The 20,035-nt window shown below is 53.6% G+C and carries 18 protein-coding genes and 1 pseudogene; 10 read left to right on the forward strand and 9 right to left on the reverse strand.

The features are described 5' to 3' along the window. The first annotated feature begins 8 nt into the window (after positions 1-8). The 4 genes from hsdR to ACA073_RS00060 all read left to right on the forward strand — a co-directional run bounded on the left by hsdR (position 9) and on the right by ACA073_RS00060 (position 6,724). Entirely contained in the window at positions 9-2,372 is a 2,364-nt protein-coding gene (gene hsdR / locus ACA073_RS00045) for an EcoAI/FtnUII family type I restriction enzme subunit R (RefSeq protein ID WP_497400678.1), read from the forward strand. An 87-nt stretch (positions 2,373-2,459) separates the two neighbouring features. Further along, positions 2,460-3,929, forward strand: a complete 1,470-nt coding sequence (locus ACA073_RS00050; RefSeq protein ID WP_497400680.1) for an N-6 DNA methylase — start codon at positions 2,460-2,462, stop codon at positions 3,927-3,929. Then, the gene (locus ACA073_RS00055) at positions 3,926-5,599 is read left to right on the forward strand and encodes a restriction endonuclease subunit S (RefSeq protein ID WP_497400682.1); all 1,674 of its coding nucleotides are present in this window, start codon (positions 3,926-3,928) and stop codon (positions 5,597-5,599) included. Before ACA073_RS00050 ends, ACA073_RS00055 begins: the two co-directional genes overlap by 4 nt. Before the next feature lie 36 nt (positions 5,600-5,635). Then, entirely contained in the window at positions 5,636-6,724 is a 1,089-nt protein-coding gene (locus tag ACA073_RS00060; RefSeq protein WP_497400683.1) for a DUF8606 domain-containing protein, read from the forward strand. Positions 6,725-6,781: 57 nt separating this feature from the next. On the opposite strand, the gene ACA073_RS00065 is transcribed toward ACA073_RS00060, so the two are convergent. Together ACA073_RS00065 and ACA073_RS00070 are read right to left on the reverse strand one after the other, a co-directional pair. Then, on the reverse strand, positions 6,782-7,618 hold the full coding sequence (locus ACA073_RS00065) for a hypothetical protein (protein ID WP_497400685.1): 837 nt from the start codon (positions 7,616-7,618) through the stop codon (positions 6,782-6,784). After that, positions 7,615-9,324 (reverse strand): P-loop NTPase fold protein, encoded by a 1,710-nt coding sequence (locus ACA073_RS00070; RefSeq protein ID WP_497400687.1) that lies wholly within the window; start codon positions 9,322-9,324, stop codon positions 7,615-7,617. Before ACA073_RS00070 ends, ACA073_RS00065 begins: the two co-directional genes overlap by 4 nt. A gap of 559 nt (positions 9,325-9,883) precedes the next feature. Here ACA073_RS00070 and ACA073_RS00075 point away from each other — a divergent pair. Continuing rightward, positions 9,884-11,020, forward strand: a complete 1,137-nt coding sequence (locus ACA073_RS00075) for a hypothetical protein (RefSeq protein ID WP_497400689.1) — start codon at positions 9,884-9,886, stop codon at positions 11,018-11,020. Between the two features lie 171 nt (positions 11,021-11,191). Here ACA073_RS00075 and ACA073_RS00080 read toward each other — a convergent pair whose 3' ends face one another. Further along, positions 11,192-11,590 carry a hypothetical protein gene (locus ACA073_RS00080; protein WP_442096450.1) on the reverse strand — a complete coding sequence of 133 codons (399 nt, stop codon included), beginning with the start codon at positions 11,588-11,590 and terminating at the stop codon, positions 11,192-11,194. A gap of 215 nt (positions 11,591-11,805) precedes the next feature. Between ACA073_RS00080 and ACA073_RS00085 the strand changes: the two genes are divergently transcribed. Genes ACA073_RS00085 through ACA073_RS00100 form a run of 4 tightly spaced genes read left to right on the forward strand, consistent with a single transcriptional unit; the run spans position 11,806 to position 14,618 of the window. After that, positions 11,806-12,126 carry a hypothetical protein gene (locus tag ACA073_RS00085; RefSeq protein ID WP_497400691.1) on the forward strand — a complete coding sequence of 107 codons (321 nt, stop codon included), beginning with the start codon at positions 11,806-11,808 and terminating at the stop codon, positions 12,124-12,126. Positions 12,127-12,146: 20 nt separating this feature from the next. Then, positions 12,147-13,358 (forward strand): PfkB family carbohydrate kinase, encoded by a 1,212-nt coding sequence (locus ACA073_RS00090; protein ID WP_497400693.1) that lies wholly within the window; start codon positions 12,147-12,149, stop codon positions 13,356-13,358. Continuing rightward, positions 13,355-13,960, forward strand: a complete 606-nt coding sequence (locus ACA073_RS00095; protein WP_497400695.1) for a 7-cyano-7-deazaguanine synthase — start codon at positions 13,355-13,357, stop codon at positions 13,958-13,960. Before ACA073_RS00090 ends, ACA073_RS00095 begins: the two co-directional genes overlap by 4 nt. Then, complete coding sequence (locus ACA073_RS00100) at positions 13,938-14,618, forward strand: nitroreductase family protein (protein WP_497400697.1); 681 nt, start codon at positions 13,938-13,940, stop codon at positions 14,616-14,618. The genes ACA073_RS00095 and ACA073_RS00100 overlap by 23 nt, the downstream gene beginning before the upstream one ends. Here the strand turns inward: ACA073_RS00100 and ACA073_RS00105 are convergent. Both ACA073_RS00105 and ACA073_RS00110 read right to left on the reverse strand, forming a co-directional pair. After that, positions 14,553-15,386, reverse strand: coding sequence for an 8-oxoguanine DNA glycosylase (locus tag ACA073_RS00105; RefSeq protein WP_497400699.1), 834 nt, complete (start codon positions 15,384-15,386; stop codon positions 14,553-14,555). The two genes, ACA073_RS00100 and ACA073_RS00105, sit on opposite strands and share 66 nt — an antisense overlap. Then, positions 15,386-16,063 (reverse strand): DNA adenine methylase, encoded by a 678-nt coding sequence (locus tag ACA073_RS00110; protein ID WP_461952536.1) that lies wholly within the window; start codon positions 16,061-16,063, stop codon positions 15,386-15,388. Before ACA073_RS00110 ends, ACA073_RS00105 begins: the two co-directional genes overlap by 1 nt. A gap of 490 nt (positions 16,064-16,553) precedes the next feature. Between ACA073_RS00110 and ACA073_RS00115 the strand changes: the two are divergent. Further along, positions 16,554-16,772: pseudogene (locus ACA073_RS00115) on the forward strand (DUF8606 domain-containing protein); the annotation flags it as partial. Here ACA073_RS00115 and ACA073_RS00120 read toward each other — a convergent pair. Genes ACA073_RS00120 through ACA073_RS00135 form a run of 4 tightly spaced genes read right to left on the reverse strand, consistent with a single transcriptional unit; the run spans position 16,732 to position 19,911 of the window. After that, a complete protein-coding gene (locus ACA073_RS00120; protein WP_461952535.1) occupies positions 16,732-17,055 on the reverse strand; it encodes a hypothetical protein in 324 nt (107 codons plus the stop codon). The pseudogene ACA073_RS00115 and the gene ACA073_RS00120 overlap by 41 nt on opposite strands. Positions 17,056-17,099: 44 nt before the next feature. Further along, positions 17,100-17,435 (reverse strand): ubiquitination-like system serine protease family protein, encoded by a 336-nt coding sequence (locus ACA073_RS00125; RefSeq protein WP_497400701.1) that lies wholly within the window; start codon positions 17,433-17,435, stop codon positions 17,100-17,102. A 2-nt stretch (positions 17,436-17,437) separates the two neighbouring features. After that, a complete protein-coding gene (locus ACA073_RS00130; RefSeq protein ID WP_497400703.1) occupies positions 17,438-18,817 on the reverse strand; it encodes a ThiF family adenylyltransferase in 1,380 nt (459 codons plus the stop codon). Next, positions 18,814-19,911, reverse strand: a complete 1,098-nt coding sequence (locus ACA073_RS00135) for a multiubiquitin domain-containing protein (RefSeq protein ID WP_497400704.1) — start codon at positions 19,909-19,911, stop codon at positions 18,814-18,816. The genes ACA073_RS00130 and ACA073_RS00135 overlap by 4 nt, the downstream gene beginning before the upstream one ends. Positions 19,912-20,035: the final 124 nt, after the last annotated feature.

Below are 20,035 nucleotides of genomic sequence, written 5' to 3' on the forward strand. Positions count from 1 at the left end.
ATTGGGGTATGGACAAAAAGTCGCTTACCGAGCGGGACATTTGCACCAAGTTCATCGCGCCTGCGATCCAGTTAGCCGGCTGGGATATCCAGATGCAAGTACGCGAAGAAGTCAGCTTTACCAAAGGACGCATCATCGTCCGTGGCAAATTGCACAGCCGTGGCGAATCCCGCCGTGCCGACTTTATTCTCTATCACCAGGCCAACCTGCCGATCGCTGTCATAGAAGCGAAAGACAACAAACACGATATCGGCTCTGGCATGCAGCAAGCCCTCGGTTATGCCGAGTCACTGGACGTACCGTTCGTGTTCTCCAGTAACGGCGATGGCTTTCTATTCCACGACCGTACCGGCACCGGTACACAGGTCGAAACTGAGCTGAGCCTTGACCAGTTCCCCTCCCCTGACGAGCTGTGGCAGCGCTATTGCCAATGGAAAGGTTTGAACGGTGATGCCCGTAAAAAGGTCGAGTCGCCCTACTACGATGACGGCTCTGGACGCATGCCGCGTTATTACCAAACCAACGCGATCAACCGTACCGTCGAGGCCGTGGCCAAGGGGCAGTCACGCATCCTCTTGGTCATGGCCACCGGCACCGGCAAGACCTACACCGCCTTCCAGATCATCTGGCGGCTGTGGAAGTCCAAGCAGAAAAAACGAATCCTCTTCCTGGCCGACCGCAACATCCTGGTCGACCAGACCAAGAACAACGACTTCAAACCCTTCGGCCAGGCGATGACCAAGATCGTCAAACGCCAGATCGACACCTCTTACGAGATTTACCTGTCGCTCTATCAGGCCGTGACGGGCACTGAAGAAGAAATGAACGTCTACAAGCAGTTCTCGCGCGACTTCTTCGACCTGATCGTGATCGACGAATGCCACCGTGGCAGCGCCGCCGAGGATTCCGCCTGGCGCGAAATTCTCGACTACTTTTCCAGCGCCACCCATGTCGGTCTCACCGCGACGCCGAAGGAAACCAAAGAGGTGTCCAGCATCACCTACTTCGGTGAACCGGTGTACAGCTACACCCTCAAGCAGGGCATCGAAGACGGTTTCCTCGCCCCCTATAAAGTGGTGCGCATCGACTTCGACAAAGATCTACAAGGCTGGCGGCCGCCCAAGGGCATGCTCGACAAAAATGGCGAGCTGATCGAAGATCGCATCTACAACCTCAAGGACATGGACCGCACTCTGGTCATCGAGGCGCGCACCCAACTGGTAGCGCAAAAGGTTACTGAGTTTCTCAAGGCGACCGATCCATTCCAGAAAACCATCATCTTTTGCGACGACATCAACCACGCCGAGCGCATGCGCCAGGCGCTGGTCAACCTCAACCCGGAGCGCATTGCCGAGAACCGCAAGTACGTCATGCGCATTACCGGGGATGAACAGGAAGGCAAAGCCGAGCTGGACAACTTCATCAACCCAGAAGAGCGTTACCCAGTCATTGCCACCACCAGCAAGTTGATGACCACTGGCGTTGATGCCCAGACCTGCAAGCTGATCGTGCTCGACCAGCACATCAAGTCGATGACCGAGTTCAAGCAGATCATCGGGCGTGGCACCCGCATCAACGAAGACTTCGGCAAGTACTGGTTCACCATCATGGACTTCAAGAAGGCCACCGAACTGTTTGCCGATCCGGCTTTCGATGGTGACCCCGTGGTGATCTATGCCCCGGAAGGTGAAGAGTCTCCCGTGCCTCCCGATGACCTGGTGACGGATGAAGATGGCGTCACCGCTGGCACCGCGGCAGAAATCGACGACCTTGAGTTCACCGGTGATGATGACAAAAAACGCATCAAATACATCATCGACAGCGTCCCGATCTACGTCATCGCCGAACGTGTGCAGTACTACGGTCCGGATGGCCGGCTGATCACTGAATCCCTGCACGACTACACCCGTGTCTGCGTGCAAAAGCAGTTCGCCTCGCTGGACGACTTTCTGCGTCGCTGGAGCGATGCCGATCAGAAGAAGGTGATCATCGAGGAGATGGCCACCCAGGGTGTGATGTGGGAAGCCCTGGCCGAGGAAGTGGAAAAGAAACAGGGAAAGGCCCTCGACCCGTTCGACCTCGTCTGCCATGTGGCCTTCGACCAGCCGGCGCTTTCTCGCAGGGAGCGCGCCGAGCAGGTAAAAAAACGCAACTACTTCGGCAAATATTCAGGCGCAGCGCGCCAAGTGCTGGAGGCATTGCTCGATAAGTACGCCGACACCGGCATCGAGCATATCGAAGACATCAAAATCCTCCAGCTCGACCCGTTCAGCCAGATCGGTGCGCCCATCGAGTTGGTCAAGGCATTTGGCGGCAAAGCCGGTTACAACAAAGCCATCCATGAACTGGAAGATGAGCTCTACGCCAGTTAAGCTCCCGCCCCCGTATTTTCGGCGCCGGCAGAACCTAGCTGCCGGCGCCCTGAACCCTCTGTTTTGCAGTAAGCCAGCGAGATTCCCATGTCCATCAGCAGCACTATCAAATCCATCCAGGACATCATGCGCAAAGACGTGGGTGTGGATGGCGACGCCCAGCGGATCGGCCAATTGGTCTGGCTGTTGTTTTTGAAGATCTTTGATGACCGCGAGATGGAATGGGAATTGATGGATGACCACTACCGCTCGCCGATCCCCGACAGCTGCCGCTGGCGCACCTGGGCCGCCGACCCGGAAGGCATGACCGGCGACACCCTGAAGGATTTCATCGACAACAACCTGTTCCCGCAGCTGCAAAGCCTCCACGAATACAGCACCACCCCCTCCGCCTTCGTAGTGCGTAGTGTGTTCGAAGACGCCTACAACTACATGAAGTCGGGCCAGCTGCTGCGCCAGGTGATTAACAAGATTCAGGAAGGCGTCGACTTTAACAAGGCTCAGGAGCGCCACGAGTTCGGCAACCTCTACGAGCAACTGCTGCGTGACCTGCAGAACGCGGGTAACGCCGGTGAGTTCTACACCCCGCGTCCTGTAACTGAATTCATGGTGCGAATGGTCGATCCCAAGCTGGACGAAAAGGTCATGGACCCGGCCTGTGGCACCGGTGGCTTTCTCACCTGTGCCATCGAGCACAAGCGCAGCCGCTATGTAAAAACCGCTGAAGATGAGCGCACCTTGCAGGCCAGCATCTTTGGCGTAGAAAAAAAACCACTGCCGCACCTGTTGGCCACCACCAACATGATCCTCCATGGCATCGAGGTGCCCAGCCAGATCCGCCACGACAACACCCTGAGCAAGCCGTTGATCAGCTGGGGACCGAGTGAGCGCGTGCATTGCATCGTCGCCAACCCGCCGTTTGGTGGCACGGAAGAAGACGGCATCGAAACCAACTTCCCCGCTGCCTTCCGTACCCGCGAAACCGCCGACCTGTTCCTGGTGCTGATCATGCAACTGCTCAAGGACGGTGGTCGCGCCGCTGTAGTATTGCCTGATGGATTCCTGTTCGGTGAAGGCATCAAGAGTCGTATCAAGGAAAAGCTGCTGACCGAGTGCAACCTGCACACCATCGTTCGACTGCCCAATGGTGTATTTAATCCGTACACCGGCATTAAAACCAACCTGCTGTTCTTCACCAAAGGCCTACCGACTAAGCACGTGTGGTTTTACGAACACCAGTACCCGGCAGGGGTGAAGAACTACTCCAAGACACGCCCAATGCGCATCGAAGAGTTTGCCGTGGAAGAGGCTTGGTGGGGTAGCGAGGCCGATGGCTTTGCCGCGCGAGTGGAAAATGAATTCGCCTGGAAAGTCAGCGTCGAAGAGTTGCAGGCCCGCAATTGGAGTCTGGACTGCAAGAACCCGCATATCGGTGAGCTGATCAACCACGACCCGGATGAGCTGCTGCGTGAACACGCCCAGTTGCAAGGCGAAATTACAGAACTGCGTGACCAGCTCAAAGCTGTACTGGCCGAAGCCCTGGAGCGCCAGGTATGACGGCGTTGCTGACCGAAAATCTCCCGCTGCTGGCCGGCGCGCCCAATGGCATCAAAAAGCTGCGCGAGCTGATTTTGGAGTTGGCGGTGCGTGGCAAGTTGGTGCCGCAAGATCCGAGTGATGAGCCGGCCAGTGAGTTGCTAAAGCGGATTGCCGAGGAAAAGGCGCGATTGGTGGCTGAGGGGAAGCTCAAGAAGCAGAAGCCGCTGGCTAAAATTGCTGAAGGGGAAAAACCATTTGCTACGCCCGCCAATTGGGAGTGGGTACGACTTGATGCTCTGCTTAAGAAAATTGGGGCCGGAAGCACTCCATTGGGCGGGAAACAGGCTTACGTAGCAGATGGGGTCAAATTTCTTCGGTCTCAGAACGTTTGGAATGAAGGGCTTCGCCTCAATGAAGTTGCTTTCATACCTGAAGAAACCCACCAAAAAATGTCGGGAACCCATGTTGAAGCAGGTGATTTACTTTTCAACATAACCGGGGCGTCTATTGGTCGGTGCGCCGCAGTTCCAACTGACTTCGATACGGGTAACGTAAGTCAGCACGTAACTATCATTCGGCCAGTTTCAGGCGAGACCCAACCGTTCCTTCATGTGGTGCTGGTCTCGCAACTGGTTCAGCAGACAGTGATGGATGTGCAGGTAGGGGTTTCGCGTGAAGGACTCAGCATTGGGAAGCTGGCTCAATTCCTTATACCTTTCCCACCCGAGGCCGAACAACACCGTATCGTCGCCAAAGTTGATGAACTTATGGCCCTGTGTGACCGGCTGGAAGCCCAACAGGCCGGCGCCGAAAGCGCACACGTCCGACTGGTGCAGGCATTGCTCGATAGCCTGACCCAGGCCAGTGACGCCATCGACTTCGCCACCAGCTGGCAGCGCTTGGTAGAGCACTTCCACACCCTGTTCATTACCGAATCCAGCATCGACACCCTCAAACAAACTCTGCTGCAATTGGCCGTGATGGGCAAGCTTGCACCGCAAGATCTCAGTGAAGAATCACTAAACTTTCATAGCTTTGGGACTAAAACACCAAAATTAGTCGATGAAAAAATCGCGCTATATTCAGTTCCATCTCAATGGCACTGGATAAAACTCTGTGATCTTCTCGAAGAGGGACGTGATATCTCATACGGGATTATTAAGCTTGGAACTGAGCCGAAGCAAGGCGGAGTACCTACTCTTAGGTGCAGCGACGTCAAGCCTGGATATATTGATTTACGAGGTTTAAGAAGAGTGGCGCATGATATCGAGCAAGATTATGTTCGGACACGCCTCCGGGGCGGAGAAATACTTATTAATATCCGAGGAACATTGGGCGGTGTGGCGGTCGTGGACAAAAAGCTTGCGGGCTACAACGTTGCAAGAGAGGTTGCTGTTGTTCCACTTAATCCAGAATTGAATGCCCAGTACCTGTCGATAGCAATGCAGTCGAGTTATTTTTGGCGAAGAATAAATCAGCAGCTTCGAGGAATTGCCTATAAGGGCCTTAACCTAGGCGCTTTACGGCTGTTCCCCATTCCTATTCCGCCTGTGGCTGAGCAACACCGCATCGTCGCCAAAGTAGATCAGTTAATGACCCTCTGCGATCAACTGAAAACCCGTCTAACCCAAGCCCGTCAACTCAACGAACAGTTGGCCAGCACCTTGGTTGAGCAATCTGCTGCCTAAGCGTGGTCATTAAGGATTTCAGGTAAGGACACCCTCATGCCCATCAAGACGCAAATCTGGACGATTAACGGCCAACCCCACCAGCTCAAAGAGTGCATTCTGCCCAGCGAGCAGTTGCTGGAGGACATGATCGTCACTGCGCCACGTGTACTGTCGGATGAGTGGATGCTGATCGGCCGCCAGGAAAGCACCGGGCTGGGTGGACGGATCGACCTGCTGGCCATCGCGCCAGATGCCTCGCTGGTGCTGATCGAACTCAAGCGCGACCGCACACCTCGTGATGTGGTGGCGCAGGCACTGGACTATGCCTCCTGGGTAGAACGCCTAGAGGCTGAGGACATTGCTGCTATCTACCAGCGCTTCAAGATAGGAGCGGATCTGGCTACCGATTTTCGCATGCGCTTCGGCATGCCACTGGATGAGGATGCGCTCAACCAGAGCCACCAGATCATCATCGTTGCTTCTGGGCTGGACGCCAGTACCGAGCGTATCGTGGCCTATCTCAGCGAGCGGGATATCGCGATCAACGTGCTGTGCTTTCAGGTGTTTCAGCTTGGCGAGCAGCAACTGATCAGTCGTTCTTGGTTGATCGACCCGGCGGAAACTCAGGTCAACGCCAGCAGTGGAAGTGCGGGCGGGCAAAGCGAACCCTGGAATGGCGAGTACTACTGCTCTTTCGGCCACAGCGCCACGCGTGCTTGGCAGGATGCCCAGGCGTTTGGTTTTATCTGTGGCGGCGGTGGCACTTGGTACAGCAAAAGCTTGAAGATGCTCGCACCAGGCGACCGAGTATGGGTGAACATCCCGCAGCAAGGCTATGTGGGTGTTGGCCGAGTCACCGGTCTGGCCACCGCTGCGGCGGACTTCACAGTGAAACAGAACGGCATCGATATACCGGTTATGCAAGCGGCCCTGCACGGCTCCTACCATGCCGAGCACATCAATGACCCTGATCTATCAGAATACTTCGTGCCGGTAGAATGGCTGCATACAGTGCCGATCGAACAAGCCATCAAAGAGGTTGGTATGTTCGGTAACCAGAACACCGTCTGTCGTCCGACGACCCCTAAATGGCGCTGGACGATCGAGCGGTTGAAAGAGCGTTTCCAGATTTCACTAGAGTAACGATCTAAGGAAGTGATCAATAAAATATGTTTTATGTATGAGGTGGTACAAACAAAACTATAAATCAAACTCTTCTTTGACTGACGCAAGGAAAGTCGGAAAGTTTTGGGGGCTTGGTATCGTTTTGTTTTCTCTATCTCTTTTCGATAGGAATGCGAGGTAAACGCTCTTTATTAGAGCTTCACTATCCTCAGGATTCCACGAAGAAAATGCTCTCCACTCATTAACCCAGCGTCGTACGAGAGCCTGAAATAACTCGTTATTGGCAGCTTGAACTAATGCTGTGCAAACTCTACCGGCAGATTGCATTAATCCATAGTTAAGTTCGAACTTCATAACTTTGCGACTTGGCTTAAGTCTAAGTTTTACGGCGTTTTTTCCTGCGATGATGCTCCCAGAATGGACCACAGAGTGTCTAAACTCGCACAGTTTATCATATTCCTGTAGCATCGAATTCCATGAGCTGCCCTGTTTGATGACATGATTAGTGAAGTTATTAAACGTGTCTTTTATGTTTTTGCTATTAGAGAAAGCCATGAACTCAAATGCAGAGCGGTTATGCAGCTCTCTCGGTCCCCACAGCAATGAGCCGAGCTGAATTTTTTCATCTGCAGAGTGAATCTGGGAAATCGGACATACCGAAAGAATGACGCCAAGTATGTCGCGAAAATAGTTTTCTGTAGCAGAAATCAGCCCGACAAACATAAGACCTGCAAAGTTAGCTCCGTAGACTTCGAAGAAGTCCGGAGTTACCTTTGACATTATTTCCGAGGTAGATGTGTAAAATGTATCTATGGGAGAGCTTTTAGTCTTTTCGAATTGGACAATAAACTCATCAACATTTGGGCATTCATATCTTCCAATTGACATGCATGCGGCGTCCTTCCAGCTCATTCGACGAACTCCTCGGCAAGTCTCACAATCTTGGCAGCCCAAATTTTTCCGATACGGTCAACTTCTAAAAGTTGCCGATGTTCGTGATCCATTAAGATATCTTTGATCTTTCTAATAGCGGATTGCTCTTTGATCTTTGCTACTCTGCCTGGTGTTAGTGGCAGTTCATCAATGTCGCTTGTAATGAGATTTAGATAAGTTGAAGGCACAGTTAGCGGGCTACCGCACTTTGCACAAAATTGCGAATCTTCAAAAAGGCGAGGTGTCTTGCACACTGAACATGGAGGCAGCGAAAGCGAAAATGCGTCCTCGGATTTTGTGCCTTTCAAAAGAGCATTTGGTCGTGTCCTAGTGAACTCATGTGCGTCTCGCTCAATGAACGCTGTCACATATGAATGTACATTGATTGCTTTGGCTACTATCATTGCGTTTGAATCAACAATTCCCGCGTAATGAAGGGTAAATAATCTAAAGCGTCCTTTTTCTCCTCTGCTTATCAGTTGCTCTTTAGGTATACAGAGTCCGGCATATTGGAATAAGGCAAAAATTCTGCTCAGTTCGTGCGACATTTCATCATCGGGAATAGCAATGGAAACGCTCTGTTTTTCTAGAGGTTTTCCTTTGTTGTAAATTTTTAGCATGGCAAAAGAATTTGAAAGAATTACTTCGCCAGTCTCTATCAATTTTTTATATATAGGAAGTTTTTTTGTCAGTGAAGTAAATAACTTCAATGTTGCGGCGTAATGCTGCTTCACTGATCTTATGGTTGCAGTTCGGCTAAGATCTATGCTTAAAATGTTATCGTTGTTTTCACTTATTAAGCTTTGAATCATGTTAAGTAGTGCGCGAGGTACACCGAATGAGGCATAGCATAATAGGTCAATATTGTTGAGGTTTCCCGCTGAGTTTGATGCAATGTCATCAACGGACTTTTCAAAACGAGCAGCAATTATTTTTCGCATAAACGATAAATACTCATCTCGATCTGGTTTGATCCATATGTCGACCTGCTCTGCATCGTGCCCAACATGAAAAGATGACGAGTAATTTGTTACGCCTGGATATATTGCGGCCTTCGGAGATATGTACTGTGATTTTATTTGCCTGAAAAAATCAAAAAAGTCGCGTTGCTGATCTTGCGAAAATGCATGGGCGGCATCATCAAGCAGCAAAACACATCTTGAACGACCAGTTTTTTCCACTGCTCGAAGGATATCTGATTCTAGTCGCGCAACAGAAACTGATTCTGTGGTGACCATTGACGAATTGGACATTTCCAAGAGCTCTGCTGCTTCAATAGCTTGAGCTTTTGTTATTGATAGTTCTATAGTTGAATTAGGCTGTATTTTTTCAAGGGTTTCATAAACCCCTTGGTATACCTTAAGTATCAGCCATTGATAAAACCAGTAACTTCCATCTTTTCCTGATTTGTATGTTGGCTCAATTGATAATGATCTTTTATAGTTTACGTATATGGGAAGCGATGAGTCTTTCTCAGACAGCAAAAGCCGAAATGCCTTTTTTAGTAGCGTAGTTTTCCCGCTTCCTCTTGGTCCAGATATTAGCTTTGCACCTCCTCTTGTCAATTTTTTAATAATCGATGACTCATCAGGATGGGATGCGTTCCATCTTTCAAAAACATCATCTTCCAAATACTCGGCCTGCTCAACGAATAATTGTTCAAGGGAGATTTCTTCAGCGTTCATTTTTTGTCCAAAGATTGGTGTGTGGACTGATTCTTCCGTATTCCTAGATTTAGTTTTTATCAGCATTGGAATACGAGCTGGATTAATGCCATCGGGTAATATTGATGAGCGCAGGGGAGCAAAAGAAGTCCCTTGTTTGAGCTTGGCGCCTTATCAACCGAACAGACCATCAGATCATCCATCACAATTGGTAACTTTGCTCGGATTCTAGCCGATAGACGAACCCCCATGGAATGCTTTGCTACCTAGCGACGTATTTTTGATCACATGGATTTACCTAGTTTGTGGTTCGTAGTTTTGGCGTCGACGCCGAATTGATCCAGTTGCCGAGATATCACCGACCCGGCTGATTCCTCACGAACCACTACCTTTGGTGGTTTTGTGTCGATTTGAAGGTGGGTTAGTCTTGTTTCAGCACGTGGGCCAATTCGGTATGGGCGTCAACAGCCTGGGAGATGGCACGTGATTCGAGGGTAGCTGACCCCTATCCCCGGTGTGCCGCTGTGCGCGGGGGCAGGCGGATTCGAACTGCGCTGCGCATAATCGGAGGATGAGTTAAATGGTGGAACTCTATGACCGGGCAAAGCTGCTGGAGGAAGTCTGGTCGGGGCCGGTGCAGGCGGTCGCGCCGCGATACGGCCTGTCCGACGTCGGGCTGAAAAAGCTCTGCTCACGCCTGCAAATCCCCACGCCGCCACGGGGTCATTGGGCCAAGGTCAAGGCGGGTAAGCGCGTGTCCCCGCGCCCCAAGCTGCGCGAATACACTGGCCATCCCGGTTATTTGTATCGCCCCGTCGGGCAGCCCTCTCCTCAGGCTCAGGCCACTGAAGTTGTGGATAGCCGTCTTCAGCAAGTACTGACCTTTGAGCAGCAGCCCGAAAACCAGATTGTGGTACCGGAGCGCATCAAGGTGTGGCATCCCGTTGTCGCGGCTGCTCGCGAAGCTTTAGTTCGACCGATTATTGATAAGCGTGGAATGCCTCAGACGCACGGTAACGGGCTGAATATTTCGGTATCTGGCGCGCTGCAAAGTCGCGCATTGAGGGTGGCGGACACGCTCCTGAAGGCGCTGGAGAAACGTGGGTATATCGTTCAGCAAGGGAAACACCAGGTCGAGGTCGTGATGTTTGGCGACGCTCTGCGTTTACGCCTGTATGAACCGTCCTTGCGTTCAGATTACGTGCCATCAGCTGCTCAGTTAGTCGAAAAAGCCAAGGGCGGCTGGAGCTACTGGCCGAAATGGCAATTCACGCCGTCCGGTCGACTTCAGGTGATGGCCGATGATGGTTATGGCGGAAAAATCACCGACTCGGATCGTCACTCGGTTGAGCAACAGCTCAACAAACTCGTTGGCCTGATGGCTACCAGAGCGGTCGGGTTTCTGGTTCGCAATGAACGTCAGGTGATTGAAGACGCGGAGCGTCAGCGAGTTCGCGACACGGTGCTGGAGCGAAAGCGTCGACAAGACGTGGAAAATCAGCGGCTGGCGAAGCTTGAAGTCGATGCGCAGAACTGGCGGCGTGCTCAAGCCATTCGTGAGTATCTCAATGCGCTGGAGCGGACCGCCGAAGGTCATGAACTTTCCGCGGAGCAACTCGAGCTGCTCCGTTGGGGACGCGCCAAAGCGGACTGGATCGATCCCCTTAAACCGGGTGTGGCGGACGTGTTAGATGAAGAGATTGTGATTCCTCGATAGGCAAGGTGTGTTTCTGCAAGGCACGTTAGTCGCTCCGATGTGCGCCTAGCGTGCCTCGAGGAGAAAGAGTTCGCCTATAAGCTGCGCCCCTTTCTCTTTGTCGCTATTGACTAGAAAGTTACCAGACCGTCAGCGACTCTCGTCAGTGAAACTGGGGAGTTCTCAGTCGACTTAACGGATGATCCGCTGGAGTTCATAGGGAGGATTCTGGATCTCACATTCACCGGTCCCATTCTTAAAGCCCTCAAAGTAAACAGTTGTACCGACGTAGTCCGGCTGCATCAGTTTCCCTGTACCACATGGACCAAAATCAGCTGAGACCTCGTAAAGCCGCTTGGAGAAGTCAGCACCCTGTTCGGGCGAAACCGTCCCTTTAGCAATACGACGGTGGCCGTTGGCCTCGATAGTTACGAGCTCGATCCATTTGGTCCCACCGCTCTCATAGGCCTGAACGTAATTCCCTTGATTCGATGGAAACTCAACACGTGCGATTTCGCTCGCTTCACTGGTGCCAGCGAGCATAGCCAGGGGAACAGCCAACGAAAACACAGCCTGAAGCATCAAACGCATAGATCTTTCCTCACTGTGGGTGACAGCGGTGCGCTGGCCCTTCAACACAAGATGGGGGCTATCTGTATATTTAACCAGTTGTTGAGGGGTTTTTTGAAGGGGCTGGCCATGCTGGTGGATGTGCCCAGAAAAACGAGGGGCGACTCAGCATGGCCTTTTGCCTTTCGGATGTGATATTGCTTTGCTCTCAATTTGACTAGCGAAAGGAAATGCGAATGTCTGGTTCTGGCGGTAGCTATCTGGGTCCATCCACACCCACCACTTCCTGCGCGGGCCTTCAGTTTGATACCCAGCTTGCTTCACCAAAAGCGCAGGTGGTTGGACAGTTGAGCGTCAACGACATCCTCGACATTGTCTTTTCGCAGTCTGGCAATCAGCAGGTCGTCTCCGCACTGTGGAACGGCGCTGAGGCAGGAGGGATTGTCGATCCACATCTGAACCAATTGCGAAGCTGCATGAGCCAGGGCGAACAGTACCAGGCACGTGTGCTGCACGTTGGTGGCGGACAAGTACGCCTTCGGGTTTACCACATTTAATTGCGAGCAAGGAGAGCTCTATGATCACCATCGTAGGAGGCGTCTACCGAGAGCGGTGTATGCGCCCGGCGTGGGACGATATTTATGGGTCCGCAGGGAGGGCAGCAACGGCGATTGCCCGTTTCGGTGGACAGGCGGAATTACACGCCTGTGTAGATAGCAGCACCCGGATTGTCGTTGATGCTCGCGCAGCCGCGGAAGGTTTCCAGTTCAATGCTACAGCTGCGCAGGCAGGGGTGACTTTCGAGTACATCCATGGCCTCGCCAATCCAGATATTCGACGTGATACTCACGTTAAATCGGAGCTGCAGGTTAGCGCCGAGAAGGTGCTTCGATTCGGTATGATCGATGGAACGGCAGTGGTTGATGCCGAGTACGCGGTATTTGACCCACAGAATGTCGACGGTACAGAGTCCTTCAGGGCCAATGGCTCTGAAGCAAAGCACCTGGCTTTGGTCTTGAACCGCCACGAGGCCAATCTGTTGGTGCCCTCTTCCAGTGGATTGACCGCACAAGAACTCGCAGTCGTGCTTGCCGAGCAGGAGCGCGCGGAGGTGGTTGTTATCAAAATGGGGCCGCTGGGTGCCTTGGTGTATGACAACGGCGCAATCTCGACGGTACCTGCATACCGCACTGAGCGGGTATGGAAGATCGGCTCGGGAGATACCTTCGCCGCCCACTTCGCGCTGGGCTGGATGGACAAAGGTCTTTCGGCTCACGATGCAGCCTCGGTTGCCTCCATTGCGACGGCCTTTTATTGCGAAAATCAAGGCTTCCCCGACCAGGCTTTGCTTGCTGGCTTCAAGCCGTACCCACTGCAACCGTCAGCTCGGTATCGCGATGGCTACGCCCCTAAGGTGTACCTCGCAGGGCCATTCTTCACCCTCGCAGAGCTGTGGATGGTCGGGCAGGCTCGCAGAGACCTGCTGGCAATGGGGCTGGATGTATTTTCCCCATACCATGACGTCGGTCTTGGCTCTGCTGAGGACGTGGTCGAAAAGGACCTTGAAGGGGTGCGTGATTGCGACGTTCTCTTTGCGATTGGTGATGGGCTCGACTCGGGCACAATCTACGAGATTGGCTACGCTCGGGCATTGAACAAACCTGTCGTTTTCTACGCGGAAAATGAGTCCGAACAGGACAAGAAAATGATGGAAGGCTCCGACTGCCGCATCACCGATGACTACGTCAGTGCGATCTATCAGACGGTTTGGGAAGCGGTGGTGCTATGAAGACGGGATTATTGTTGTCCGGCGGGATGGATTCCTTGACGATTGCCTGGTGGAAACGGCCGGACATCGCGTTCACCCTGAACTACGGTCAGCTCGCGGCGCAGGCCGAAATCGAGGCTTCAAGGACGATCTGCCACCAGTTGGAAATCCCTCATCATGTGATTGAGATTGACTGCCGCCAGCTGGGCTCGGGAGATATGGCAGGTAGCCAAGCCGATAGCCTGGCGCCAGCTTCGGATTGGTGGCCGTACCGGAACCAGATGCTGGTTACGCTGGCGGCGATGAAGGCAATCTCGTTCGGTGTGACGCACCTGTGGTTGGGTACCGTGAAATCGGATGGCTTCCATAGGGATGGCTCCCCAGAGTTCATGTCGGCGATCAGCCAACTGCTTTCCCTGCAGGAGGGCGGCATGGTAGTGGAGGCTCCTGCAATTGAGCTTTCTACTGCTGAGCTTGTCCGCAAATCGGGCATCCCTGCGAGTCTCCTGGCCTGGGCGCACAGCTGCCACAAGTCGCATGTTGCATGTGGCAACTGCCGCGGCTGCAACAAGTACATGGAAGTGTTCCAAGAGGTGGGGTATGACTTGGATCGACTTGGGTGACCCTATTCCAAGGCAGGCTCCTGAGCGGTATGAGCCTCTAGAGTGGGAAACGGGTGATGTCTGTCCGCTCCCTGCTTCCTCGGAGGCATTAGCCCGGCCGTTCGGCGAGGTTTTGGATGTGCGTGCGTCGCATCGCGAGTTCGGCGTCGTCCATGACCAGCAGCTCGGAGCCTTCCTCTGGCACGCCTGCAGAACTCGAGGTTCCGGTCCGTCAAACCTGGGTTTTGATCTGGAGCATCGAGCTGCCCCCTCGGCCGGCGCTATCCATCCTATACACATCGTCGTTAAGCGGCTCGATGATGATCGATGGTGGATGTATGAGCCCAGGGCCCACCAACTGATGGAGCTCCGACATGCGACCGGCAAGCTTGCAGGCCTTTATGAACTCAGTCTGCAGGTTCTGGACGGTGATGAGGCAACACGCATTCTATTTCTGGCCGAGCCCGGAAAAACATTGGGCAAATACCAAGATGGTTGCAGCCTTGTTTGGCGTGACGCAGGGGCGCTGCTCGCAGTCATGGCATTGACTGCGACAGCCCAGGGACTCAACTTCTGTCCGCTGGGTATTACCGGTGAGCCGTGGGCTAGTGCCCTAGCCGATCAGGGAAAGCTGGCCGGGGTTGGCCTTGCTCTTCTTGGCTCGGCTGCGAGAGCCTGAATCAGGTGAGTGGTGCCCCATGCCCATGATGCTGTGCACGGTGGCGGGCGATGACATCATCTCCAACCACATCAGGGCATCGAGCTCCGATGCTCTGACGCCAAGACCTTTGCTGAAGCGGATGAACTGCTCTTCGAGCTCCAGGTAGTGGCGCTCAACGGTCAAGTTGCTTTCGAAGAACTTACCCAGTAGCCCCGCGCGAAGAATGTGGATGTCCAGGATGGCCACATCGTCCGCATCCAGCCAGTTACGGGCAACCCACGATGCGGTCTTGTAACCAATGCCTGGAATATCCAGCAGCCAGTCGCGCAACGCTTTGCCGGAGCCTAGCGGAGGCTTTTCAGCAGACAGCTTCTGAAGGGCCGCGCAGAGGTAGCGAGCCTTCTGTGTGACGAAGCGGTACCGCACTTGGCGACCATCGATAGTCAGGGGCTCTTTCAGCCACTCGAGCAGGCTTTCTTCTGAAGGTGGTTGATCGCCAAAGGCACCCCGCTCCTTGACGTGCTGAAAGGCGGCGAGCCCGACGCTAGCGGGGATGCCATGTCCACCCAACAAGCACGCGCCAACTTCTTCTTTCAGTGTCGCGCCGAGCTTGTAGTTGATCCGATCGCCAGTAAGACGGCGTGCGTACACTTGGTAGGCCCAGTAGGCAGGAGTCGGGAACGCCTCCATGGCTCCCCACGGGACGCCCGGAATAACTTCTGCGTCTGCTGTGGGCAGCTCGACACTGAAGACCGCTTGGTCCATGAAAATAGCGCCTAATTGCATCAGGCTACCTCCTCGGCAATGCCGTAGTGTTCCTGCATCCATTGCAGTAACTCGTGTCGCTCAATGGGATCTAGACTCTCGATACGAGTACGGAGCCTGGTTTGGCGACGCTGAATGGTTTGGCGGTCTCGGAATGTTTCGCCCATGTATCGGCTGTCGTGCAAACGGCTGGGAGGTTCGAAGTTCATCCACACCGTTTCCTCGCGCAGCTCTGCATGGGTCTTAGCCGGAAAACTCACCTTGCGCCACCCGATGAGCTCGCGGTTGTAGAGATCACAGTCATAGCCCGAAAGCATCACTTTGCAAGGTAATGCGACCAAGCACCGCAGCAAGCGGATGTGGTCTTCTTCCGAGTAATCGCAGCGATAGACCTTCGCTCGACGGCGGGTTACCGGAACGTAGGGCGGATCGACATAGACCAGCTCTTGGCCTTCGAACGAATACCCTTCAAGGAACGCAACCGCGTCGACTTGGTAGAGTTCGCAGGTATCTGGCAGCTCCGTTTGCCAAAGCTCAATGACTTTGGCGTCAAGGTCCAGGCCAATGTTGCGCTGCGCAGCCTTTTTGTTGCGCATGACGGCGCCGCCACCAAGGTGGGATTCGATGTACGTCTGATGCGGTGGCATCAGGTTGATCAAGCGCTGGTAGCACTTGCCTTTTCCGCCTGGATATTTCATGCGCCAAGCATCGTCAGAAATGACGATGACGTCAAGGCGAAGCGCCGAACGGCCAGCATGCGTGGAGTTCGGTTAAGGTGTAGTCACGAAATGTAGATGGACTCCGCAGGCCTGCCCCAGCTTTTCAACGGATCATACTCAGCTTTTGAGCGGGAGAACGTAGGCTGATCAGATACGGAGTCAGTAACTTGCCTTGGGTCGAATATCAATCGGCAGAGTGGGGGGCAATTTCCGATCAGCTCCAACAGAGGTGTCTACCTAACCCGTGGCGATTTAATTCAGTTGGGTGCCATTGTGTTGGCGCTGATACGATTTTGACCCAAGCTACCGGAATTCATTGACCCACCCGAAGGTTCAGCAACGATGACCTTGCGCGGGATTTCTGAGGCTATATATGGGTTAGTCAAAATCAGCAGCTTGGGTCAAACGTGTCAGCACCAACAGTGCTGGCGGACAAAGTGAGCCTTGGAATGGCGAGTACTACTGCTCTTTTGGCCACAGCGCCACGCGTCCCTGGCAGGATGCCCAATCACTTGGTTTTATCTGTGGCGTCGGCGGCACTTGGTACAGCAAAAGCCTGAAGATGCTCGCACCAGACGACCGAGTATGGGTGAACATCCCGCAGCAAGGCTATGTGGGTGTCGGCCGAGTCACCGGTTTGTCGCAGCCTAACTGGTCATTGCATGCGAAACCAAATTCACGCCTATAGCGGCAAAAACAAAGGGGGCTAAATATTTTGTCAAGTCGGCTATTTCACTTATCCCAATCCACAAATATGAAGCTTCCGGAAGAGATAATTGATATTCCATTATGGATGCGCCAAGAAAACCAGAAACGCCAACTATAAGAACCGAATAAATTATTAATGCGAATCCATTTTTGTAATTTTCATGTCTGTCTATTTGTTCCGATTTATATGTTCTGTGAATTCTGCCAGCACCGTAGAAAATGCAAGCTATTAGCGATGCAAGCCAAAAAAATACGATTAACATCTTACAAGTTCCTGTGAGGATTTATTAGAAATGGAAACTAAGCCCTAAACCCAATGGATTCTTCCGTGCTTTAGCCAGAAGTGGGATTCGCAGCCGCTTTTTAACCAAACCGATGGGTGCAGCGATGGATGCCCGTGTTTGTCGAGTTTGCAATCCCAGCGGGGACTTGCCTCCTCGATTAGCAAAAGTTCGATCGTGTGCCCGCAACCGCATGGACATTTGAAACCGACACACCAGTCCTCTTGGCCATCCCTGGCCAGGAGTAGTGACCGCATCGGCATCTTGGCTGGCAACGAATCCCCTTGGATGACCATCAGCTTTCGTGCTGGCAGTAGCGGGTCGAGCTTGCACAGAAGGCGCTGATACAGTTGTTTTAACATGCTTACCTCACGCCCAGATCAGGAAGGCCAAGAAGGGGTTCTTTGCAGCCTTCGGCAAGCCGTGGCTTGGGGATGGCTGGGAAGGACTTCTCGGTGTAGTAGTCTTCTTCGCAGCCCGACAATGTGAAGACTGTGCGTGCGTACCGACTGTTCTCCTCCTCGCGAAACGGGAAGGCGCGGGCGATGAACTCAGATACACAGGCTGATGCCGCGCGCATGTTGAGCGTGATTACCGAAGGTGCCTCTTCCTGCATCCCCGTGATGTAACCGCGTTCAACCTGGTCTCGGTGAGCGTGTGGATCCGCCAGGTAAAGGTATTCCGCCTGCAACGTCTCAGGTGTGTAGACGCCGCGGTCCCCCAAAGACGATCCACCTGGTTTTACGTAATCAATGCGTCCGACCACGTCCGCGATTGCCCGACCACCATGACCATCGCTACGTGTAGGAATCTTGACCCCGACATCAATGAGCGGAATCAAAAAGGTGGTTGAAATGAGATCTGCCACCATCCGTGCCTGGTGGGTGTCGACGCAGGAGAAAATAACGTCGGCACCGGCCGCTGACAGAACCGCCTCGCGAGTCAGGATCGACGCATTGATCGGCTTGGCAAACGGGGTATCGCGGATGCGGTTGATGGCGTCGGCAAACATCTCCACTTTTGGTCGTCCCATCTTCGTATCGACCAAAGTGGAGTTCAGGATCCTGTTGAGGTTTTTTAGCTCGACATGATCGTGGTCGATCAAAATTACTTCGCCGAACCCAAGCCGGGAGAGCCCTTCAGCCACGATGGAGCCGGTTCCTGAAACGCCAATCACAACTGCGCTCAACCGATTCAAGGTCGCCGTCATACCCGACGTAAATGCAATTGGAGGCCGTTCAGGTTGGGGCGCTGAGTCCCACCAGTATTTTATGTCGTCGCCCGATACCGTAACCAACGCCACAGGTGTGCAGGTCATATCATGTTCATAGAGCCGCGCTCGGATCTCCCCGCCCGGAATCATGATGGCAGACCCGTGGACTGCATCTACACCTTGAAACAACGACGGAATCGACTTGGCGTCGCTTTGGTCGTCGACCTCAGAGAAGGCAAAGTATCCGCCTGGATGCGAGTGCACCAGGATGATCGACAGCGACTCATCATCGGCTATGTCGATCCCCTGTTCCAGGTAGCTGCCGGGCCAGGTGATGTAGTTTGCATCACGGTCCGCGCACTCATCGTAAGGAACGACGATCAGATGCTTTGCGAACAGCTTTAAATGTTCGCCGGCGTAGCGCGTGCAAATGAGTATGGCGGCGGCTTCCAGGCCGTCGCCCGGGAACAGATGTTCCCGAAGCGAGGCGTGAATCTCCTCCGTCAGAACAAGACGAGAGTCGATGCTCATTCACCGATCTCCTTGTGAATGCAGCCTTCGACCAGGGCAAGTTGAGTGATCACATTGTCCGTCGCGGGATTCCACGGAGTCGTCGTACGGTGCCGCGACCAGCCCTGAAAGGAATCCCCGTCAACGACAGCAGTGATCTGCACGCAGGGAATCACAACGCGGCTGGTAAGGCTCACGGCCGGGTTAAAGTAAAACATGTCGATTTGAGAGGTGGGATAACCAGGCGGAACCTCGAGTGCGAGGCGGACAATCTGAGGGGTGTAACCTACGGGCAAGTGATAGTTGTGGATCACCAGCCACCGGCGATTTTCGCTCAGGCAGGTCTCCCAACGAAGGCCCATCTGATCAAGATGCTGCTCATCGACTGGCAACAGACTGAAAAGCCGGCGGGGCGGCAATGCCGCCTCACCGTTGGCCACGTCCTTAGGCGTGAGGCGCAGCTTCTCGATGCCCTGTGTCGTCAGATCAATGACGTCATCAAGGGTTTTTTCCTGCTTCGGCTGACCCTCGACCTTGAGGTAGATATGCCAGCTTTCGTTCGGGTTCAGCCCTGCCCGAACCACAGCGTCACGCACCTTGATCGTCGGCGTATCGATCTCGAGCACGACGCCTTGGACATTAAGCTTCCAAACCGCCTTGCGGGTGATGAAGCGTTCGATACCCGCTTCGTCCAGATTAACGATGGCGGTGTCCTGGATTTCAAGATCGGCTTCTTCCTCGCGCTCCAGCAGCAGACGCTTGTTTTCGCCAACCTCTGCAAGCGTGCGGATCTGGTGCCCGGTAATGTGCTGATAAGGCCAGTCCTTGCGAGCGCCATCAACGGTAAGGAAGTAGCTGCGGTCGGTCTCGACCACGATGAAGCGGGCCGGCTCAAATTCAAGCGTCACGAATTCATCTGGGCGGATGTCTTCCATAGCGCCGGAGGCAAGCAACTGAATGACAGTCGCCAGCTGGTCAGGCTTGAAGCCGACCGCCGCCGCGATCTGGGCGCCGGTGGGTGTTTTGTCCTCGATAGTTACCTGGCGGAAAACGAGGTTCTTGTCGGCCACTTCGATCACGAAGCCGTTGTGGTGGTTCTGATGAATAACTTCCATGGTGTATCTCCTAACGGTTGCCCTTTTTGGGCGGGTTATGGCCTCGAATGAAGCCAGTTTGTTTTCGTAGGAGAGGGAACACGATCAGCGCTTGACTGACCGGCAACGCACGAAGATACTCATC

Source organism: Pseudomonas sp. LBUM1670 (genome assembly GCF_059695695.1).

Coding starts and splice junctions, on each gene's coding strand:
- hsdR (WP_497400678.1), top strand. CDS start 9: ATGGACAAAAAGTCGCTTACCGAGCGGGACATTTGCACCAAGTTCATC.
- ACA073_RS00050 (WP_497400680.1), top strand. CDS start 2,460: ATGTCCATCAGCAGCACTATCAAATCCATCCAGGACATCATGCGCAAA.
- ACA073_RS00055 (WP_497400682.1), top strand. CDS start 3,926: ATGACGGCGTTGCTGACCGAAAATCTCCCGCTGCTGGCCGGCGCGCCC.
- ACA073_RS00060 (WP_497400683.1), top strand. CDS start 5,636: ATGCCCATCAAGACGCAAATCTGGACGATTAACGGCCAACCCCACCAG.
- ACA073_RS00065 (WP_497400685.1), bottom strand. CDS start 7,618: ATGAGCTGGAAGGACGCCGCATGCATGTCAATTGGAAGATATGAATGC.
- ACA073_RS00070 (WP_497400687.1), bottom strand. CDS start 9,324: ATGAACGCTGAAGAAATCTCCCTTGAACAATTATTCGTTGAGCAGGCC.
- ACA073_RS00075 (WP_497400689.1), top strand. CDS start 9,884: ATGGTGGAACTCTATGACCGGGCAAAGCTGCTGGAGGAAGTCTGGTCG.
- ACA073_RS00080 (WP_442096450.1), bottom strand. CDS start 11,590: ATGCGTTTGATGCTTCAGGCTGTGTTTTCGTTGGCTGTTCCCCTGGCT.
- ACA073_RS00085 (WP_497400691.1), top strand. CDS start 11,806: ATGTCTGGTTCTGGCGGTAGCTATCTGGGTCCATCCACACCCACCACT.
- ACA073_RS00090 (WP_497400693.1), top strand. CDS start 12,147: ATGATCACCATCGTAGGAGGCGTCTACCGAGAGCGGTGTATGCGCCCG.
- ACA073_RS00095 (WP_497400695.1), top strand. CDS start 13,355: ATGAAGACGGGATTATTGTTGTCCGGCGGGATGGATTCCTTGACGATT.
- ACA073_RS00100 (WP_497400697.1), top strand. CDS start 13,938: ATGACTTGGATCGACTTGGGTGACCCTATTCCAAGGCAGGCTCCTGAG.
- ACA073_RS00105 (WP_497400699.1), bottom strand. CDS start 15,386: ATGCAATTAGGCGCTATTTTCATGGACCAAGCGGTCTTCAGTGTCGAG.
- ACA073_RS00110 (WP_461952536.1), bottom strand. CDS start 16,063: ATGAAATATCCAGGCGGAAAAGGCAAGTGCTACCAGCGCTTGATCAAC.
- ACA073_RS00120 (WP_461952535.1), bottom strand. CDS start 17,055: ATGTTAATCGTATTTTTTTGGCTTGCATCGCTAATAGCTTGCATTTTC.
- ACA073_RS00125 (WP_497400701.1), bottom strand. CDS start 17,435: ATGTTAAAACAACTGTATCAGCGCCTTCTGTGCAAGCTCGACCCGCTA.
- ACA073_RS00130 (WP_497400703.1), bottom strand. CDS start 18,817: ATGAGCATCGACTCTCGTCTTGTTCTGACGGAGGAGATTCACGCCTCG.
- ACA073_RS00135 (WP_497400704.1), bottom strand. CDS start 19,911: ATGGAAGTTATTCATCAGAACCACCACAACGGCTTCGTGATCGAAGTG.